Annotated in this window: 16 protein-coding genes; 8 read left to right on the top strand and 8 right to left on the bottom strand. The window is 39.2% G+C overall.

Annotated elements, in window-relative coordinates; translation table 11 throughout:
• Positions 1-5 precede the first annotated feature (5 nt).
• On the top strand, positions 6-224 hold the full coding sequence (locus SOI81_RS10145) for a hypothetical protein (RefSeq protein WP_016141366.1): 219 nt from the start codon (positions 6-8) through the stop codon (positions 222-224).
• A gap of 118 nt (positions 225-342) precedes the next feature.
• On the opposite strand, the gene SOI81_RS10140 is transcribed toward SOI81_RS10145, so the two are convergent.
• From SOI81_RS10140 to SOI81_RS10130, 3 genes are all read right to left on the bottom strand, one after another.
• Positions 343-648: a hypothetical protein gene (locus SOI81_RS10140; RefSeq protein WP_239968989.1), complete on the bottom strand. Its 306-nt coding sequence runs from the start codon at positions 646-648 to the stop codon at positions 343-345.
• A gap of 116 nt (positions 649-764) precedes the next feature.
• On the bottom strand, positions 765-992 hold the full coding sequence (locus tag SOI81_RS10135) for a hypothetical protein (protein ID WP_016141364.1): 228 nt from the start codon (positions 990-992) through the stop codon (positions 765-767).
• 266 nt (positions 993-1,258) lie between these two features.
• The gene (locus SOI81_RS10130) at positions 1,259-1,747 is read right to left on the bottom strand and encodes a CinA family protein (RefSeq protein WP_320540642.1); all 489 of its coding nucleotides are present in this window, start codon (positions 1,745-1,747) and stop codon (positions 1,259-1,261) included.
• 316 nt (positions 1,748-2,063) lie between these two features.
• Here SOI81_RS10130 and SOI81_RS10125 point away from each other — a divergent pair, with 316 nt between their 5' ends.
• Both SOI81_RS10125 and katE read left to right on the top strand, forming a co-directional pair.
• Positions 2,064-3,476, top strand: a complete 1,413-nt coding sequence (locus tag SOI81_RS10125) for an iron-containing redox enzyme family protein (RefSeq protein WP_224991659.1) — start codon at positions 2,064-2,066, stop codon at positions 3,474-3,476.
• A gap of 49 nt (positions 3,477-3,525) precedes the next feature.
• On the top strand, positions 3,526-5,670 hold the full coding sequence (gene katE, locus SOI81_RS10120) for a catalase HPII (RefSeq protein WP_320540641.1): 2,145 nt from the start codon (positions 3,526-3,528) through the stop codon (positions 5,668-5,670).
• A gap of 56 nt (positions 5,671-5,726) precedes the next feature.
• On the opposite strand, the gene yhxC is transcribed toward katE, so the two are convergent.
• Both yhxC and SOI81_RS10110 read right to left on the bottom strand, forming a co-directional pair.
• Complete coding sequence (gene yhxC / locus SOI81_RS10115; protein ID WP_016141360.1) at positions 5,727-6,605, bottom strand: SDR family oxidoreductase; 879 nt, start codon at positions 6,603-6,605, stop codon at positions 5,727-5,729.
• A 140-nt stretch (positions 6,606-6,745) separates the two neighbouring features.
• Positions 6,746-7,147 (bottom strand): DUF6367 family protein, encoded by a 402-nt coding sequence (locus SOI81_RS10110; protein ID WP_320540640.1) that lies wholly within the window; start codon positions 7,145-7,147, stop codon positions 6,746-6,748.
• A gap of 471 nt (positions 7,148-7,618) precedes the next feature.
• Between SOI81_RS10110 and SOI81_RS10105 the strand changes: the two genes are divergently transcribed.
• Positions 7,619-8,941: a KGG domain-containing protein gene (locus SOI81_RS10105; protein ID WP_320540639.1), complete on the top strand. Its 1,323-nt coding sequence runs from the start codon at positions 7,619-7,621 to the stop codon at positions 8,939-8,941.
• Between the two features lie 62 nt (positions 8,942-9,003).
• On the opposite strand, the gene SOI81_RS10100 is transcribed toward SOI81_RS10105, so the two are convergent.
• Positions 9,004-9,237: a hypothetical protein gene (locus tag SOI81_RS10100; protein ID WP_002114518.1), complete on the bottom strand. Its 234-nt coding sequence runs from the start codon at positions 9,235-9,237 to the stop codon at positions 9,004-9,006.
• A 286-nt stretch (positions 9,238-9,523) separates the two neighbouring features.
• Between SOI81_RS10100 and umuD the strand changes: the two genes are divergently transcribed.
• Positions 9,524-10,135: a LexA family protein gene (gene umuD, locus SOI81_RS10095; protein ID WP_016141356.1), complete on the top strand. Its 612-nt coding sequence runs from the start codon at positions 9,524-9,526 to the stop codon at positions 10,133-10,135.
• 73 nt (positions 10,136-10,208) lie between these two features.
• Here umuD and SOI81_RS10090 read toward each other — a convergent pair whose 3' ends face one another.
• Positions 10,209-10,820, bottom strand: coding sequence for a LysE family translocator (locus SOI81_RS10090; RefSeq protein ID WP_239975933.1), 612 nt, complete (start codon positions 10,818-10,820; stop codon positions 10,209-10,211).
• Between the two features lie 157 nt (positions 10,821-10,977).
• On the opposite strand from SOI81_RS10090, the gene putR reads away from it, so the two are divergent.
• Positions 10,978-11,433, top strand: a complete 456-nt coding sequence (gene putR, locus SOI81_RS10085; RefSeq protein ID WP_000376213.1) for an Lrp/AsnC family transcriptional regulator — start codon at positions 10,978-10,980, stop codon at positions 11,431-11,433.
• Positions 11,434-11,489: 56 nt separating this feature from the next.
• Here putR and SOI81_RS10080 read toward each other — a convergent pair whose 3' ends face one another.
• Complete coding sequence (locus SOI81_RS10080; RefSeq protein WP_239975934.1) at positions 11,490-13,106, bottom strand: purine-cytosine permease family protein; 1,617 nt, start codon at positions 13,104-13,106, stop codon at positions 11,490-11,492.
• Between the two features lie 195 nt (positions 13,107-13,301).
• Here SOI81_RS10080 and SOI81_RS10075 point away from each other — a divergent pair, with 195 nt between their 5' ends.
• Positions 13,302-16,766: an ATP-binding protein gene (locus tag SOI81_RS10075; protein ID WP_320540638.1), complete on the top strand. Its 3,465-nt coding sequence runs from the start codon at positions 13,302-13,304 to the stop codon at positions 16,764-16,766.
• Complete coding sequence (locus SOI81_RS10070) at positions 16,763-17,722, top strand: response regulator transcription factor (RefSeq protein ID WP_320540637.1); 960 nt, start codon at positions 16,763-16,765, stop codon at positions 17,720-17,722. The genes SOI81_RS10075 and SOI81_RS10070 overlap by 4 nt, the downstream gene beginning before the upstream one ends.
• Positions 17,723-17,859: the final 137 nt, after the last annotated feature.

Below are 17,859 nucleotides of genomic sequence, written 5' to 3'. Positions count from 1 at the left end.
TAAGCATGTTTGTATACTTTACGGATGGGACGTGTATTAATGAGTCTGAAATCTATGGGGTAAAAGCCAAATATGAGCAAAATAAGTATGTAGTTGAAGTAACCATTAAACCGACTCATACATTATCGGCATCGAGTGTACAGTTTAAGAAAGAAGTCTTTGATAATGCTCAATTAGCCAATCAATATTTAAATAATAATTTTAATATGCCGCCTTTCTTCTAAAGAGGGGTTCTAAACTGAAGTTTTTAAGAAATTTTAGCAATAAAAAGAGCTTATTTCCGAGGGCCAATAGGAAATAAGCTCATGGCTTTGGACCAATAGAGAATGTGATTAGAAGAAGTTATCTTCCATTCCATGCGTCTTTAATGGCTTGTTTAGCATGTTCCCATTTTAAACGAGATTCAGCTTTTAATTCTTCCCATTTTTGTTCTAAACCGCCTTCGACATCTTCGAATTGGGTGCCTTGTTCCGATTCAGCACGTGCACGATGACCTAATTCATAGGCTGTCGAAAAGTCTCGGTCATAATCGAGGTCTGGGGTAGTGAGCTGAGCTTCTTGATAATAAGGACGAGTAACGTAACTTTCGCGCCAATAATTATGGTCGCCAGCTGGCAGTCGTGCGTGATCGCTATTTTGATCTGTCATCAGTTTTTTCCTCATCTATTATTTAATTTTATGCTTATGGTAAATTTAGGAAGGTGAGGGCACCTTCCTAAATAAAATGAATGACCGCATCAAATGACATTTAAGTCAGCAACGAATTAACGTTGCTGATTATTGTTATTTGAGTTTTGTTGGCCTGAATCTTTTTGATTAGAGCCTTGTTGTTGGCGGCGGTTGTCATTTTGCTGTTGTTGCTGGTTGTTTTGTTGCTGTTGATCGTTTTGCTGTTGGTTGCCTTGTTGCTGCTGGTTGTTACGGTTGTCATTTTGCTGTTGTTGTTGCTGTTGATTATCGCGTTGATTGCTTTGATTATTAGTAGTGCTCATCTTTAATTACCTCATATCATTTATGATGTGTGTTTTATCTGAGAGCTTCAGATAGGTTCATTAAAACATGAAAATTTTTATTGTGTAGCCTTGGGGTGTTACCCTATATTTAACTGTAACTATGATTATTTAATAAAACCTTGATTTCTATAAAATGTAATTTTAATCAATAAACATAATTAATATGAAGATGGATAAAATTACATTTAGGTACATTGGAATTAAGCAAACACTATGATCATTTCCAAATATGTATTTGTTATCTTTTATAAAGAAAAGCTATTTTTATTATCTAATATTATATATTCAATATCTTGGGTAATGTAATAAAGAAGTTGTCTAAGTTTAAGGCACGGTAAACCTTTAAATACTCTTCTAAAGTTATAAAAATTATTCTGATAATAAATAGAATAAAAGAAAGTGCCTACAGGTTTTTCAGCAGTTTCTGAGCCCCCCTTTTTTAGCAATCCGGTACAGGCAACATACAGGTCGGCACGCAAGAGTTCTTTGCCTTTTTTGATCATCTCTACAGTGACTTGCATAGACTCAGGCGTATATTTTTCAATAAGTTCAGGTGAAATATGAAGAGTATTTTCTTTAACACGTAAGTCATAGCTGACTAAACTCCCAATAAGAATGTCACCTGAATAAGGGCTTAAAGAGAAGCGGTAAGCCAGATAACCAGCCGAAGCACTTTCAAAAAATGCGATTTTAATTTTTTCTTGTGCAAGTAATTTGCAACATGAGTTAAACATTTATTTTCTCCTTACAACTGTTTTTAATTTAGTTATAAGATTATTTTTAATTTCTTTTTGTTAATTTTTAGGTCTTTATAATTTTAAAGGTAGGTTAAATGTAAATAAAATTTATAATTTATTTATTTTTTATAAAAACAAACTGTTAAATTATTCTAAAAGTGAGAATGTAAGTTTGTGTTATTTTTTATCTTATTGAATTTTAATGTTTTTAAATTTATAAGTTGTTTCTTGATAACGTAACCTAACAAAGTTACGCTGGGATTATGGTTTAGCTGAAGTATGGTAATTTATATCTCACTAAAGGAGAATAGAAATGCCTGTTGTAGTGAAAAAAAGATTATTAGACTTATTACAAGATAATCAACAGAACTATTACGAATTATTTGTTTTTTTCCTTGATCCTGATATTTCTAGTTTTGAAAAAGAAAAGACAGCAAGAGAATTTCTTATTAAGGAAATAGATAAAATAGATCAAAATGAAATTGATTTTCCTTCCTCTATAAATATGGTTAAAGAATGGTGTGAAAAAGACAATAAAGAAAATTGTGAGCTATTTCAGACCTATTTGAATCGTAGACAAAGTGGAGGTGAGAGAGAGTACTTTAAAAATGTCGGTCAGGCATTTGAGTTTTTAATTAAAGTTTCACCCACTAAAAAAGTAGACGGTGCATGGCTATATAGTTCAGTTCATTACTGGAATGATCCGGTTTTTCATGACCTTATTATTACCTATTTGGAAGAGCTGGGGCTAGGTGAGCCGAAAGCAAATCATGTGTGTATCTATGATGACTTATTACGTAGTCTTGGGCTCGATAGTTTTGATCTACTCTTAGAAGATGAATATTATCATAATGCTGTGATTCAGCTGGCGCTTGGTTATGCTCCATCTGAGTTTATTCCTGAAATTGTTGGCTTTAATTTAGGCTATGAGCAACTGCCACTTCATCTGCTCATCAGTAATTATGAGCTTGCGGAACTTGGTATTGATTCTAAATATTTTAATTTGCATATCACTATCGATAACATTGATAACGGCCATGCAGATAAAGCAATTAAAGTTATAGAAAATATTTACGATAAATATAGAGACAAAGAACACTTCTTTAATAAATTGAAGCGCGGTTTTGCTCTTAATAGCCATGGCGTATCATCTTCTAAAATTATTAAAAATTTAAATCTTGAAGATTTAGTTCTTAAAATTTTAAAAAGAAAAGCGCTTGTGGGTCAGCTCATTCATAACGAAAAAAGACAGTTTGGATGTAAAACCATTAACCAATGGTTATCAAAACCTGAAGACGTTAAAGGCCTGGTTACACATCTCATTGATCATAAATGGATTAAATTTAATACTGACCCCGAACAGAGCGTGTTCTGGCGAATGATTAATGAAGAAAATGGAAAAATGTTTGGGGTATTTAACCCTGTAGAACGACAAATTATTCATGACTGGATTGCTGGTAATGACCATTCTTCTAACTTTTTGGCTTACAGCAGAGAACTAAAAAATAGTCAACGTATTCAAGATTATCTCTTTAGCTATATATCTGATGGCGAACTCGATGCACTTCAGGAACGTATACGTCAAACACCTGATCTTGCCATAAAGATATGTAAGCTGATCCCGTTTTTGGCCCCAGATTCACATCATAAAAGCATTGGTCTATGGAGCACACGTAAATATGTTGAGCTCCTTTTTCCATATTTAAGTTCCTTTAACAAAAACTAACTCTTGGAGTTTTTTAATTCACCCCACGTTTAACTTTAAAACATAGGTAATGAACATGACTGATAATGTTAAATCAACAAATAAAACAAGTGAAATGGCTGGTGCGGACGCTGCAAATAAAGCCAATACTACCCAAAAAACTGAACAATTAGACTCAGTCAGAGATGATGCAACCAATGAGGCATTAACCACAAACCAAGGGGTTAAAATAGCGGATAACCAAAATAGTTTAAGAGCGGGCATCCGTGGTTCGACACTACTAGAAGATTTTATTTTAAGAGAGAAGATTACTCATTTTGACCATGAACGGATTCCTGAACGTATCGTGCATGCGCGTGGTGTAGGTGCACATGGTTACTTTCAGGCCTATGAAGGAAATGAGCGTTTTACAAAGGCGGGATTTTTAACCGATCCAAGTATTCAAACGCCAATTTTTGTACGCTTCTCAACTGTGCAAGGACCACGTGGTTCTGCCGATACTGTGCGTGATATTCGCGGCTTCGCAATTAAGTTTTATACCCAAGAAGGTAATTTCGATTTAGTGGGTAACAATGCACCCGTATTTTTTGTACAAGATGGTATTAAATTTCCAGACTTCGTGCATGCCGTAAAACCTGAACCAGATACAGAAATGCCAACAGGCGCAACTGCTCACGATACTTTCTGGGATTTTGTATCTTTAGTGCCTGAGTCAGCACATGCAGTCATTTGGGCGATGTCGGACCGTGCTATTCCACGTAACCTACGCTCAATACAGGGCTTTGGGGTACATACATTCCGTCTTATTAATGCTCAAGGCAAATCTCATTTCGTGAAATTCCACTGGACGCCTAAACAAGGTTTAAGTGCTTTAGTATGGGATGAAGCTCAAAAGCTTGCAGGTAAAGATCCGGATTTCCACCGTCGAGATCTCTATGAAGCGATTGAGAATGGTGTTTATCCAGAATGGGAATTGGGTGTACAAATTGTCGAAGAAGATGATGAAATGAACTTTGACTTCGATTTGTTAGATCCAACAAAAATTATTCCTGAAGAGTTGGTTCCAGTAACACCAATTGGCCGATTTGTTTTGAACCGCAATGTAGATAATTTCTTTGCAGAAACAGAGCAGGTGGCTTTCTGTCCAGGCCATATCGTGCCAGGAATTGATTTTACAAATGACCCACTTTTACAAGCACGTCTATTCTCTTACACCGATACGCAGTTAAGCCGTTTAGGCGGACCAAACTTCCATCAAATTCCGATCAATAAACCTGTATGTCCATTCCATAATAATCAACGTGATGGTCTTCACCAACATACGATTCACAAAGGGCAGGCTGCCTATCAACCAAACTCAATTGATAATGATTGGCCAGCAGAAACACCACCTGCGGCTTCAAATGGTGGTTTCGAAAGCTATCCTGAAAATATTAGTGGACATAAACTTCGTCAAAGAAGTGAAACCTTTTCCGACCATTTTTCACAACCGCGCCTTTACTACAAGAGCCTTGCGCCTCATGAGCAAAAGCATGTGGTCGATGCCTATACTTTTGAATTAAGTAAAGTGCAAAGAAAACACATCCGTGAGCGCCAAGTTCAACAAATTTTGGCAAATATTGATCTAGACTTGGCTCGACAAGTGGGTGCTAATTTAGGAATCGAAGTTCCTGATTTAACGCTAGATTATAAGAAAACCGCAGTTGAAAAATCGGCTAAATTATCTTTCTTGGCTTTCCCTCCAGAAGATATTCAAGGCCGAAAAGTTGCTGTGCTTATTCATAACCTTGTGAAGTCAGATACACTTGAAGCTATTAAAAATTGGGCGATTAAAGAAGGTGCGGTTGTTCATTTACTAGCGCCGAGCTTGGCTCCAGTAAAAGACCATAAAGACAACATTATTGTGGCTGATGGCATGCAAATGGCTGAACCTTCAATCGCTTATGATGCGGTGATTATTCCTGATGGCGATAATTTAAATGCTGTTATGCAAGATGGCGTAGCGCGCCACTATGTACTCGAAGCTTATAAACATTTAAAGCCAATTGCATTTTTAGGAAATAAATCTGATTTACTTGAACCGCTAGGTTTAGTCGCCGATGAAGGTACGCTAGTTGAAGATGAATTCCAGCAAATTGCTGAAAAATTCAAAAACTTGATTATGGCTCATCGTGTTTGGTCACGAGAACAAATAGCTGCTCACGTACCAGCTTAACAAATAAAAAAAGCCCTGAAAGCTTTAACTTTCAGGGCTTTTTTATATCTTAATGATTAGCCATTAACGATTTGACCACCGTTTACATGAATCACCTGACCTGTAATATAACTTGCATCATCTGAGGCAAGGAAAAGATAAGCAGGAGCAACTTCACTTGGTTGTCCCATTCTTCCCATTGGCGTATCTTTACCAAATTCTGCAACGGTTTCTGCATCGAAACTACTTGGAATGAGGGGAGTCCAGATAGGGCCAGGTGCCACACCATTCACTCGTATACCTTTTTTCTGTTTCATTAAATTGTTCGATAAGCTGCGCGTAAAAGTAGTAATAGCACCTTTAGTACTTGCGTAATCGATTAGCTCATCATGACCTTGATAGCTGGTAATACTGGTCGTATTAATAATACTGTCGCCTTCTTCCATATAAGGAATGGCTTCTTTAGTAAGATAAAACATTGGAAAAATATTGGTTTTAAATGTCTTTTCTAACTGCTCATTACTAATGCTCTCAATTTCCTTTTGTTGATATTGCACACCAGCATTATTCACTAAAATATTAATTTTGCCGTACTGTTGTAGAACTTTATCAATATCTAGTTTTGCAACATCTGGATCAGAAATATCACCTTTTAATAAAAGGCAATGTTGTCCTTCTCTTTCCACGAGCTGTTTGGTAATTTCGGCATCTTGATCTTCTTCAAGATAAAGGATGGCAATATCGGCTCCTTCACGGGCAAACAATACAGCGACAGAACGGCCTATACCACTATCACCACCACTAATAACGGCAACTTTACCTTTTAACTTCTCGCTACCTTTATGGGAGCTTTTTATAATCTCTGGTTCAGGATGCATTTTTTCTTGGTCGCCTGGTTGATGAGATTGAACTTGTGCTGGAGCAGACGTCGGATACTGATTTGTTGAATTTTCCATGTTTTAAATACCTCTGTATGAATATCTAATTTTCATAGGGTGAACTGTTGTTGCGTAAATATAAGTAAAATGAATTTTTTAATAAGTTGTCTTTGTTATTTTATATATAAGGATGTAAAAAAATATTTTAGATTTGAGAATTACATAATATCCATTAATTTAATTTTATTTTTATCAATCATGCTCTCAATAATAGAGCGGTTTCCTGTATCTTCTAACCAATTTTCTATCGGTATATTGTTAGATAAGTCTAATATTTCCTGAATAACTTTTTTTGCTCCCTCTATATTCTGTGGAGCTTTATTATCTTGATGCACTATATTATCGAGCAATAATTTTATATCTTCTTGTTTCATATCTTTTGATTTAATAATGTATAAGTCTCTTTGGAAGGGGTGGCTTGCATGTGGGGGATCTAATCTATAACTCCATTCTTGATCATAATTTTGCCATGAATTCTTAGACTTAATATGACTTAATAGAATTTCTGGAATAGAAATATGAATATATTGTGGAAGTGATGATTGTTGATCTACTTTCATGGCTAACTCACTCAAAATATCTTAAATTAATTTTTAAATAGTATTTTTTATTACTCAAGTAAAGATTTTAAAGAAATGTAATGATATATGTTTCTGTTTTTTAATAAAATTATTTGTTTTTCATTTGTATTTTTTTAGGTGGGGATGTTTCATAGTTTTACTTTTTGTTTTTATTTAAACTGTTTTGTTATTTATATGATAGTTTTAAAACCGATTGTAAGAATATATTTTAATGTGCGCTTGAGTAATAATGAGTGAATAATTATATAAAAGGTAAAGTTGAATAAAAGTTGGAATATATAAATTCTTATTTAAATAATATAGTTATAAAAAATTAAAATTTTAATTTTATATACATTTAAATCGATTGATACAGAGCCTAGGTGGGAAAATATTACAGATCTTCTATCTTAATTAAATCCGTTAACCAAAAGCGGTAGTGACTATAATTAAATATAGGAAGATATAACTATGGCTAATACTAGATATGAAGATGATGATAACAATAGAACAGGTACTTCAAATCGTGGATTTGCAAGTATGGATCCTGAAAGAGTACGAGAAATAGCCAGCAAAGGTGGGCGAGCAGCTCACGCGAGTGGTAATGCACATGAGTTTACTTCTGAAGAAGCTCGTGAAGCTGGCCGAGCAGCCCATGCAAGTGGTAACGCTCATGAATTTACGTCTGAAGAAGCACGTGAAGCGGGTGCTTTAAGTCATAAAAATGACCGTAATGGTCGTGGCCGCAGTCGTGATGATGACGATGATGATGACGATCGCGGTAGCCGCTCAAGTGGCCGTGGTCGCAGCCGTTATGATGATGACGATGATGACGATCGCGGTGGCCGTTCAGGTGGTCGAGGCCGAGGTCGTAGCCGTGATGACGACGATGACGATGATGATCGCGGTGGCCGCTCAGGCGGACGAGGCCGAGGCCGCAGCCGTGATGACGACGATGATGACGATCGCGGTGGCCGTTCAGGCGGGCGAGGTCGTGGTCGCAGCCGTGATGACGACGATGATGATGACGATCGCGGTGGCCGTTCAGGTGGTCGAGGTCGTGGCCGCAGCCGTGATGACGATGATGATGACGATCGCAGTGGCCGTTCAGGTGGTCGAGGTCGTGGCCGCAGCCGTGATGACGACGATGATGATGACGATCGCGGTGGCCGTTCAGGCGGACGAGGTCGTGGCCGCAGCCGTGATGACGACGATGATGATGATCGCGGTGGCCGTTCAGGTGGACGAGGTCGTGGCCGCAGCCGTGATGACGATGATGATGACGATCGCGGTGGCCGCTCAGGCGGACGAGGTCGTGGCCGCAGCCGTGATGACGACGATGATGATGACGATCGCGGTGGCCGTTCAGGCGGACGAGGTCGTGGCCGCAGCCGTGATGACGACGATGATGATGACGATCGCGGTGGCCGTTCAGGCGGACGAGGTCGTGGCCGCAGCCGTGATGACGATGATGATGACGATCGCGGTGGTCGCTCAGGTGGACGAGGTCGTGGCCGCAGCCGTGATGACGATGATGATGACGATCGCGGTGGCCGTTCAGGCGGACGAGGTCGTGGCCGCAGCCGTGATGACGACGATGATGACGATCGCGGTGGCCGTTCAGGCGGACGAGGTCGTGGTCGCAGCCGTGATGACGACGACGATGATGATCGCGGTGGTCGCTCAGGTGGACGAGGTCGTGGTCGCAGCCGTGATGACGACGATGATTATGATGGCCGTGGTCAAAACTCTCGTAATCAAAAACGTGATGCCTACGGACGTTTTACGTCTTAAGCAGAATGTTTTAACAACAAAGGAGGCTTTTGCCTCCTTTGTTGTTAGCTTACTTACTGTATTTACTGAGGGAGAGGTTGTAGGCCTTTTACAATATCAAGATATTCAGACCCGTTTAACCAAAAAGATTTTTTTAAGAATAGTGTCGTCATAATACTTTCGGCTGCTTCGCTATCTGGATTTTCACAGAATAATCCATAGCTTTCACCTAAAACCGCATCATTTTCAATGAGGCGGATATAATAAGCATGTTGCTCATTTGCATAACCTAAAACCGCATCACGTTGATTTTTCATTTCGCATGTCTCCATACCAAAAACTGAATTTAACCAGAATGTTAAGTGTTCAGAATCTCATTTGATAAAAATCAAAAACAGTCAGCGATAAAGACTATTTCAAAATAGGTTTTGATTTTCTTCAAATTGCCATTTCGCTCAAAACATCCCTGTTAAAAACAAAATGGATTAAAATCTGATCATGAGATTTATTGTTATGCAAAAAAAATATTTCGTCAACTTGAAAATGTAACTTTTTCAAGTTACATTGTTTGTGTAGGATTTGAACGGTGATAAGGGAGGCGATATGCCCAAGAAAAAAGAGTTCGAGCATGGTGGTGCACGAGAAAATGCCGGACGTAAAGCACAGTTCAATGAACCCACCAAAGTTATTCGTGTTCCCGAGTCCCAAGTTAACTTTATCAAAAATTGGTTATTGAATAATGTCAAAACCAATAACTTGACCGACTTTAACTCAAAACTTAACGTTCAACCAGTGCATCCGAATAACGATAAAATTTATCACATTCCTTTGGCAACAGAACGTGTTGCAGCAGGTTTTCCTTCACCTGCACAAGATGATATTGAGCAAGCACTCGATTTAAATGAATATTTAATTAGAAATGAAAATGCCACGTTTATTGTCAAAGCTAATTCTTTATCAATGTTAGATGCTGGAATTGATATTAATGATCCGCTTATTGTGGATCGTAGTATTCCCGCTAAATCGGGTGATATTGTAATTGCACTCATCGACAATGATTTCACCGTTAAGCGCTTAATGATTGATACACAATTTCAGCCACCTAAAGTTTGGCTAAAAGCAGAAAATCCTGATTATCAGAATATTTATATTGAAGAGGGGCAAGAACTGGTGATTTGGGGAGTTGTGACGTATAACCTCAAACGAATGAGATAAATTTTTCTTGTATTTTTTTTACTTAAGTTACTGACCCGTGAAGTGAGCCAGTAACTTTTTGCTAAATAACTTCTTAAATTTGCCCAATCAATAAACATGTAGCGATAGCAACCATCAAACCGCCCGAAAAACGGCCCACTAACTGTGCTGCCTGCGGTCTGGTTTTTAAAATGGCCTCTGAACCATAACCCACCATTAAGTAAATAATCGCGCAGCTAATCATGTGTACAACACCAAAGGCAAGAATTTGTGTCGTCACTGACCATGAAGCAGTGGTGTCAATAAATTGAGGAAGCAGGGCTAAAAAGAGCAAAAAAACTTTCGGGTTTAAGCCACTCACATAAACGCCTTTAGTTGCCCAACTTAACCATGACTGCGCTTTTTCAGAATCGGACTGATTCGGGGTAGGAGGGGTAATGAGTAAATTTATTCCCATCCATAATAAATAAGCAGAACCCGCCACCGTGAGAATCATGAGGGCAGTTGGATGATTTGCTACAAGCAAGCCAACACCAGCCGCTACCAATAAAATCGTAATAAAGTGTCCAAATAGCATACCTGCAACAGCGGGTACGACGACTTTGCCTTTAATTCCTGCCGAAATGGCATAGGCCCAGTCTGCCCCTGGCGTAATAATAAAAAGAATAGAGACGCTCCAAAATGTAATAAAAATATTAAAAGCCATATGCTTATCTCGGCAAATTATTTTTCCAAAGGTTTCGCTCGCGGTTTAGAAAAAATTCCTATTCATTCGAACTTGTTGAAAATAATATGCTCATGTATTTAGAATGTGCTTTTAAATGTTTGCTCATATCACACACATTTGGGGTAAATTTTTCTAAATGGATCGCACAGATAAAAAGATTCTTGCTGAATTGCAATTAAATGGCCGATTATCTATTACTGAGTTGGCAGAAAAAGTCGGTTTGAGTATTTCACCTTGTCACAGACGGGTGAAGGCTTTAGAGGAGTCGGGAGCGATTAAAGGTTATCGGGCAGAACTCGACCCCAATTTAGTGGGATTTGAATTTTCAGCGATTGTTTTTATTACGCTTAAAGAAGGTGATAAACAGGCAGTCGAGAAGTTTGAAAATGCCGTGATTGAGATTCCGCAAATTATTCAGGCACAGCGTTTGTTTGGTGAGCCAGACTATTTGCTGCATGTGGTGGCTAAAGATTTGCCGGCTTTTCAACGGCTATATGATGAAAAGCTATCTGCTATACCGAGTGTGCAACGGCTCATCTCAACTATTGTGATGAAAGATGTAGTGCCTGAACGCTTATTTCCGATTGGCTAAAATCATCAGATATAAAAAAAGAAGCTTTAAAGCTTCTTTTTTAGTTTCGAGAGTATTTAAGCGTCGAGTGTTTTACACAAAGAGCAGATCGTGCCGTTATGTTTGTGAGAGAACATAATATCTGGGCGCTCGTAACCTTGCTCACATACGCGGCAGTGGTAAACCGTTGCAACTGGTGTACCTTCAACATCGTAACGTGGTTCTTTAATACCGTCATCATGTGACTTGATGTAGTATTTTCCTTTGGTTAATAAGCCCATGATTGGCGTTAATACAAAAGCAAGTACAAGCGCGATAAGCGGAGAGTAAGGTGCCAAGAAACTACCGAGTAAGCCGAAGAACGCTGCAATTGATAAGCCTGCTGATACAAGGAACGCAACCATACCGACAGGGTTTACATTGTAGAGCATGTCACGGCGGTATTCCGGTTCTTTCGGTGAAAGTTTTAATACATATTTATTAATTGAAATATCTGTTGCAACAACCACAACCCAAGCAATTGCAAAGTTTGAATAGAACCCTAAGATTTTACCCAGTACCGCGAACATGTTGCCTTCCATTAAAGCAAGCGCAATTGCCAAGTTCACCATCACAAACACAATACGACCAGGATAATGTTTGCTAATACGTGTGTAGGCACTTGTCCATGCAAGGGAACCAGAGTAAGCATTGGTCACATTAATTTTAATTTGAGAAATAACTACCAAAATCACTGCAAGTGTTAAAGCTGCCCAGCCCGGAAGCATGTCATGAAACGCTGCATTAAACTGTTGAACAGGTTCAGTGCTGTTTACGCCCGGAATTTTAGTAAGTAAATAGAACCCTAGAAATGCCCCAATAATTTGTTTAATTGCCCCTAAAATCACCCAACCCGGACCCGCTGAAATAACCGCAGCCCACCATGCTTTGCTATTTTCTTTTGTTTTAGCAGGCATGAAACGTAAGTAATCAATTTGCTCACCAATTTGCATGATTAGCGATAAACATATACCAGCACCTAACATGATTGCTGCCATGTCTACAGTTGCGAAACCTTCGTTACCAGTAAAAGTTGCAAACTGGCTGACTAAAGTAGGCTCTTGATAAATCAGATAGGCCACAGGACCAATCATCAGAACGAGCCAAAGCGGGGTAGTCCAGACTTGTAATTTACTTAAGGCTTTCATGCCGTAAATCACCAGCGGTATGACCATAACTGTTGAGATGAGGTAACCTGCCCAAAGCGGAATGCCTAAACCGAGCAATAACCCTTGCGCCATGATTGAACCTTCAAGGGCAAAGAAAATAAAGGTAAAACTGGCGAAAATGATACTGGTCAGGACTGAGCCGATATAACCGAAACCTGCGCCACGGGTAATCAAGTCAAGATCGATGTTATAGCGCGCTGCGTAGTAGGCTAAAGGAATGCCGGTTAAGAAGATAATAATCGCTGCAAATAAAATGGAGAAAACAGCATTGGTTGTTCCGTAAGACATACCAATACTGGCGCCAATAGAAAAGTCAGCAAGATAGGCAATACCACCAAGAGCAGTAATAGCGACAACTTTGGGACTCCAGCGCCGAAAGCTGTGTGGAGCATAACGTAAAGTATAATCTTCTAAGGTTTCATTCACTGCTTTTTGTGAATCTGTACCTTGCACAGTGTCCAGATTTGGATGTTCAGATACACTCATAACATCAATCTCCCAATCATTTTCGGTCAATCAACACAAATATTGATCATTGTTTTTTGATGGTTTTGAGTGTGTGATTTTTGGGAAAAATTGAAAATACGTTATTTTGCGTATATGTGCGTATTCGAGAAAATCGCCATGATAAATGACTTTTGGCATAAGGATTGCTAAGTTTAATGCAGCCACATCCGAAACATGAGTGTTATGCCAGATTCTTCCCGCCCCCAACAAGCGCCACAACGTGTGATCAAAACACGCCGTGAATATAATATTTGGGTGGCAGATGAAAGTATCGAAGATTATGCACTCCGCTATGCACCTACCTCAGTACGTAAATGGTCGCCTTGGACGGTGACCAACACCGCAATTTCGACCGTTAGCTTTTTGGCTATGGAAGCCATTGGGGCGACCATGCTTTGGCAGTATGGCTTTAGCAATGCGTTATGGGCAGCAATTGTCGTATGCACCATCATATTTTTGACCAGTTGGCCGATTAGTTACTACGCTGCAAAATATAATGTAGATGTTGATCTGCTTACTCGTGGTGCAGGTTTTGGCTACATTGGCTCGACCATTACATCTCTAATTTATGCCAGCTTTACCTTTATTTTGCTTGCGTTTGAAGCCGCAATTATGGCGATGGCACTTGAGCTTGCTTTAGGTATTCCGCAAGTTATCGGGTACTTAATTTCTGCCTTAGTCATTTTACCTTTAGTGGTCAAAGGTATTGGTTTTATTAATAAGGTTCAGGCGATCACACAACCAATCTGGCTATTATTGCTGTTATTACCGTGGTTTTTTGTACTTTGGAAACAGCCGCAAATTTTAAGCAGTAGTTTGCATTTTGTTGGGGCGGTTTCAAACTCAACCGATTTCAATCTGTATTACTTTGGTGCGGCGTGCACTCTTATTTTTTCATTTGTGATCCAAATTGGTGAGCAGGCCGACTATTTACGTTTTTTACCGCAAAAAGAAAAGAACAGAACTGCATGGCGTTTTGCCGTTTTTTTAGGTGGCCCATCTTGGATTATTTTCGGATTTCTAAAAGTTTTGATGGGCATGCTGCTGATGGTGTTGGCTTTTCAGCTGTTTATTCCTGTCTCTGAACTAGACAATCCGACTTATTTGTATTGGGTTGCCTATCAACAATTTATTCCAAATACTCAGCTTGCTTTAATTCTCACATTAGCACTGGTTTGCTTGGCGCAAATTAAAATTAATATGACCAATGCCTACGCTGGCTCATTGGCATGGTCAAACTTTTTTGCTCGTCTGACGCATAGCCATCCGGGGCGAATTGTCTGGCTTCTTTTTAACGTGTTTATTGCCATTGTTTTGATGGAAATGGGCATTAGCCACGCGGTTGAACGTATTTTGGGGCTATATAGCAATATTGCTTTGGCATGGATCGGTGCCGTGGTTGCCGATTTAATTATCTGTAAACCTTTAGGTTTAAGCCCAAAGGGAATTGAATTTCGCCGTGCTTATTTATATGACATTAATCCCGTAGGCGTGGGTGCCTTACTCATCGCTTCAGTGTTATCAATGCTGAGTTATTTGGGCTTTTTCGGACTGATGGCAAAAGGCTTGGCGAGTTTTATTGCTTTGGGGAGTGCGGTGTTATGTGTTCCTGTTATTGCTTACTTAACCAAAGGCAAATATTACATTGCACGCCAGCCTGAAAAAATTCAGGCGACTTCGGTTGCTAACTGCGTGGTATGTGAACGGGACTATGAACTTGCTGATATGGCGGGCTGTCCAGCCTATAATGGTACGATTTGCTCATTATGCTGTTCACTTGAAGCACGCTGCCACGACTTATGCAAACCTGACGCGCGTTGGTCAGTACAGCTCAAAAAAGCCATCTGGCACTATTTACCCGAACGTTGGGCCAGCCGTTTAAATAGCAGGGTCAGTTTGTATTTATTACTGACTCTGGGGTTGTCTATTGTTCTGGCAGTGAGTTTAAGTCTGGTTTATATTCAGGAAAAAACCTATTTAGAAACCATTAATGCGGCAGCGGTTCCACAGCTCTTTACACTGTTTGTCAAAATTTACACCATTTTATTTTTATTGATGAGCGTTGCTGCATGGTGGTTAGTGTTAAACGATGAAAGCCGTCGGAATGCCGAAATCGAGACACACCAACAAACGGCATTATTGTTTGATGAAATTGCTGCCCATGAAGTCACTTCAAAGGACCTGCAAGATGCCAGAATTTCAGCAGAGCGAGCAAATGATGCAAAAAGCCGTTATGTCATTGGTATTAGCCACGAACTAAGAACACCTCTAAATAGTATTTTGGGCTATAGCCAATTGCTTCAAAAACAAGAACAGCTTTCAGAGCAAGGCAAAATGGCGCTCGGGGTGATTAGTCGCAGTGGGCAGCATTTGACTTCACTCATTGACGGTTTACTAGATTTAGCCCGAATTGAAACGGGCAAGATTTCTTTAAATGTAGTGGATGTACATTTCCCAAATTTTATAGAACAAATTATTCAAATGTTTCAGCCACAGTTTGAACAGAAGAATTTACAGTTTGTTTATGAAATTGGAGAGAACCTGCCGCACTATGTTCGTACTGATAAAAAACGCTTAGAACAAGTACTCATCAATTTACTAGGCAATGCTTTAAAGTTTACGACGAGCGGTACAATTACTTTGAAGGTTGAGTACCGTTTTCAAACGGCTTACTTTGAAATTAGAGATACAGGCTGTGGTATCGCCGAAGCGGATTTAGAACGAATATTTAATCCGTTTGAACGGGGCAGTAATGTGGTTCAAGGCGGATTTACCGGAACAGGGCTCGGACTACCCATTGTCAAATTGTTGGTCGATTTACTTGGTGGCCAGCTATCTGTGAGTAGTCAGCTCAATCAGGGGTCACAGTTTAAGATTAAGTTTTACTTACCTTCAAAAGAAGTAGTTCATCCAATTTCTAATGTTTACTCCAACCAAATTACGGGTTATCAAGGCGAGCGAAAACGAATTTTGGTCGTCGATAATGAAGCGGTGGACCGAGGCTTAGTCGCTAATTTTCTAAAACCTTTAGGATTTATGATTGAAGAAGCCGAGTCGGGCATTGACTGTTTAAGACATGTACCTATTTTCCAGCCTAATCTGATTTTGATGGATTTAAATATGCCTTTGATGGGCGGGTGGGAAACAGCGCGGTTATTGCGTCAGAATAATATTACCAATGTGCCGATTTTAATTATTTCAGCGAATGCAGGCGAACGTGAGGTCAATCCACAAGATGCCGTCTTAAGTGAAGACTTTATGCTAAAACCAATCGATCTCAATTTGTTGCTGAGTAAAATTGGAGACAAGTTAGGCTTGGTGTGGATTGATTCTAAATCAGATGCACTACTTGAAAATAATGAAGCTCAATCACTTGATGTAAAGGTGTTTAAGCAGGAGCAAGTCGTTGTTCATACATCAATTACACAATCGGAAAATAATGATCTACTCGATTTACCGCAAAGCTTGCAACAGTTAAATGATTTGATTGGACAGGGCTATATTCGTGGAATTCAACAGACTTTAATGCAATGTCGTCAAAATTTTCCGGAGCATAACGAGTTATGGGAACAGCTTGAACAGGCTATTCAAAAATTTGATTTAAAACAAGCCCAACGATTAATTCAGGATAAGCAATGAGTGCGCAACATGTTTCTTTTCAGCAAGCTTCTCCAAACGAGCAGGCTGTTATTCTGATTGTGGATGATGTGCCAGAAAATCTGGGCTTGCTACATGAAAGTCTGGATCAAGCTGGTTATCGCGTGCTTGTCACAACCGATGGGTTAAGTGCTATTGAAATAGCCCACCGATGCTTACCAGATATGATTTTGCTTGATGGCAATATGCCACATATGGACGGTTTTGAAAGTTGTATACAGCTTAAAGCGAGCCCAATTACGCAGTTTATTCCCGTCATTTTTATGACGGGCTTGTCTGAGACAGAGCATATTGTGCGTGGTTTTCAGGTCGGAGGAGTGGACTATGTAACAAAACCACTGAATATTGAAGAAGTATTAGCAAGGGTAAAAACACATTTGGCACATGCCAAACTATTGCAGCAACAAAAGCAGGTGATTGATGCAACGGAAACAGCCATTCTCGCGCTAGATGTTCAGGGTAAAATTGTGTGGAAAACCCAAAAAGCTAGTGATCTACTAAATCAATATTTACCCGAATTAGAAGGTTTTGAAGCAGGCTTAAAAGCTTGGTTTTCAGACTTAGAGCATGAAAAAGACCCAAAAAAATTAACCAGCTGTTCTTATTCGACACCATCTCAGCAATTACAGCTTTTATTGCTTACGCCGTGGCAATCTGAAACGAGCATAGCAAAAAATTATCTGATCCAGATCAAGACTTCTACGCCTGCGTTGGAAATGGCTGATATTTTGAAATACTGTCCGCAGTTGACTCAACGTGAGGCAGAAGTCATGCACTGGTTGTTGTTAGGGAAAACCAATAAAGATATTGCAGAAATTTTGGAGCTTAGTCCAAGAACTGTGAATAAACATTTAGAACATGTTTTTGAAAAACTTTGCGTTGAAAACCGAACTGCTGCTGTGGCGCACATTAATAGTTTGGTGCAAGAATTTCATTAAGTTAATTGAAGATTGTATTTAAAAAGCATACAGACTCGCTGCTAAAAACAGGCTATTTTTTTACACATAAATTTGTTCTTATAGATAAAGATTATACAAAGTCATTTCTAAATAAATATGAGTCGTAATACGAGGAA

This window comes from Acinetobacter pittii (assembly GCF_034067285.1).
Classification (GTDB): Bacteria; Pseudomonadota; Gammaproteobacteria; order Pseudomonadales; family Moraxellaceae; genus Acinetobacter; species Acinetobacter pittii_E.
This window is presented reverse-complemented; position numbering and strand designations above follow the sequence as displayed.

Bases quoted from the DNA above. Each gene is read 5' to 3' on its own strand.
- SOI81_RS10145 (WP_016141366.1), top strand. From the start codon at position 6: ATGTTTGTATACTTTACGGATGGGACGTGTATTAATGAGTCTGAAATC.
- SOI81_RS10140 (WP_239968989.1), bottom strand. From the start codon at position 648: ATGACAGATCAAAATAGCGATCACGCACGACTGCCAGCTGGCGACCAT.
- SOI81_RS10135 (WP_016141364.1), bottom strand. From the start codon at position 992: ATGAGCACTACTAATAATCAAAGCAATCAACGCGATAATCAACAGCAA.
- SOI81_RS10130 (WP_320540642.1), bottom strand. From the start codon at position 1,747: ATGTTTAACTCATGTTGCAAATTACTTGCACAAGAAAAAATTAAAATC.
- SOI81_RS10125 (WP_224991659.1), top strand. From the start codon at position 2,064: ATGCCTGTTGTAGTGAAAAAAAGATTATTAGACTTATTACAAGATAAT.
- katE (WP_320540641.1), top strand. From the start codon at position 3,526: ATGAACATGACTGATAATGTTAAATCAACAAATAAAACAAGTGAAATG.
- yhxC (WP_016141360.1), bottom strand. From the start codon at position 6,605: ATGGAAAATTCAACAAATCAGTATCCGACGTCTGCTCCAGCACAAGTT.
- SOI81_RS10110 (WP_320540640.1), bottom strand. From the start codon at position 7,147: ATGAAAGTAGATCAACAATCATCACTTCCACAATATATTCATATTTCT.
- SOI81_RS10105 (WP_320540639.1), top strand. From the start codon at position 7,619: ATGGCTAATACTAGATATGAAGATGATGATAACAATAGAACAGGTACT.
- SOI81_RS10100 (WP_002114518.1), bottom strand. From the start codon at position 9,237: ATGAAAAATCAACGTGATGCGGTTTTAGGTTATGCAAATGAGCAACAT.
- umuD (WP_016141356.1), top strand. From the start codon at position 9,524: ATGCCCAAGAAAAAAGAGTTCGAGCATGGTGGTGCACGAGAAAATGCC.
- SOI81_RS10090 (WP_239975933.1), bottom strand. From the start codon at position 10,820: ATGGCTTTTAATATTTTTATTACATTTTGGAGCGTCTCTATTCTTTTT.
- putR (WP_000376213.1), top strand. From the start codon at position 10,978: ATGGATCGCACAGATAAAAAGATTCTTGCTGAATTGCAATTAAATGGC.
- SOI81_RS10080 (WP_239975934.1), bottom strand. From the start codon at position 13,106: ATGAGTGTATCTGAACATCCAAATCTGGACACTGTGCAAGGTACAGAT.
- SOI81_RS10075 (WP_320540638.1), top strand. From the start codon at position 13,302: ATGAGTGTTATGCCAGATTCTTCCCGCCCCCAACAAGCGCCACAACGT.
- SOI81_RS10070 (WP_320540637.1), top strand. From the start codon at position 16,763: ATGAGTGCGCAACATGTTTCTTTTCAGCAAGCTTCTCCAAACGAGCAG.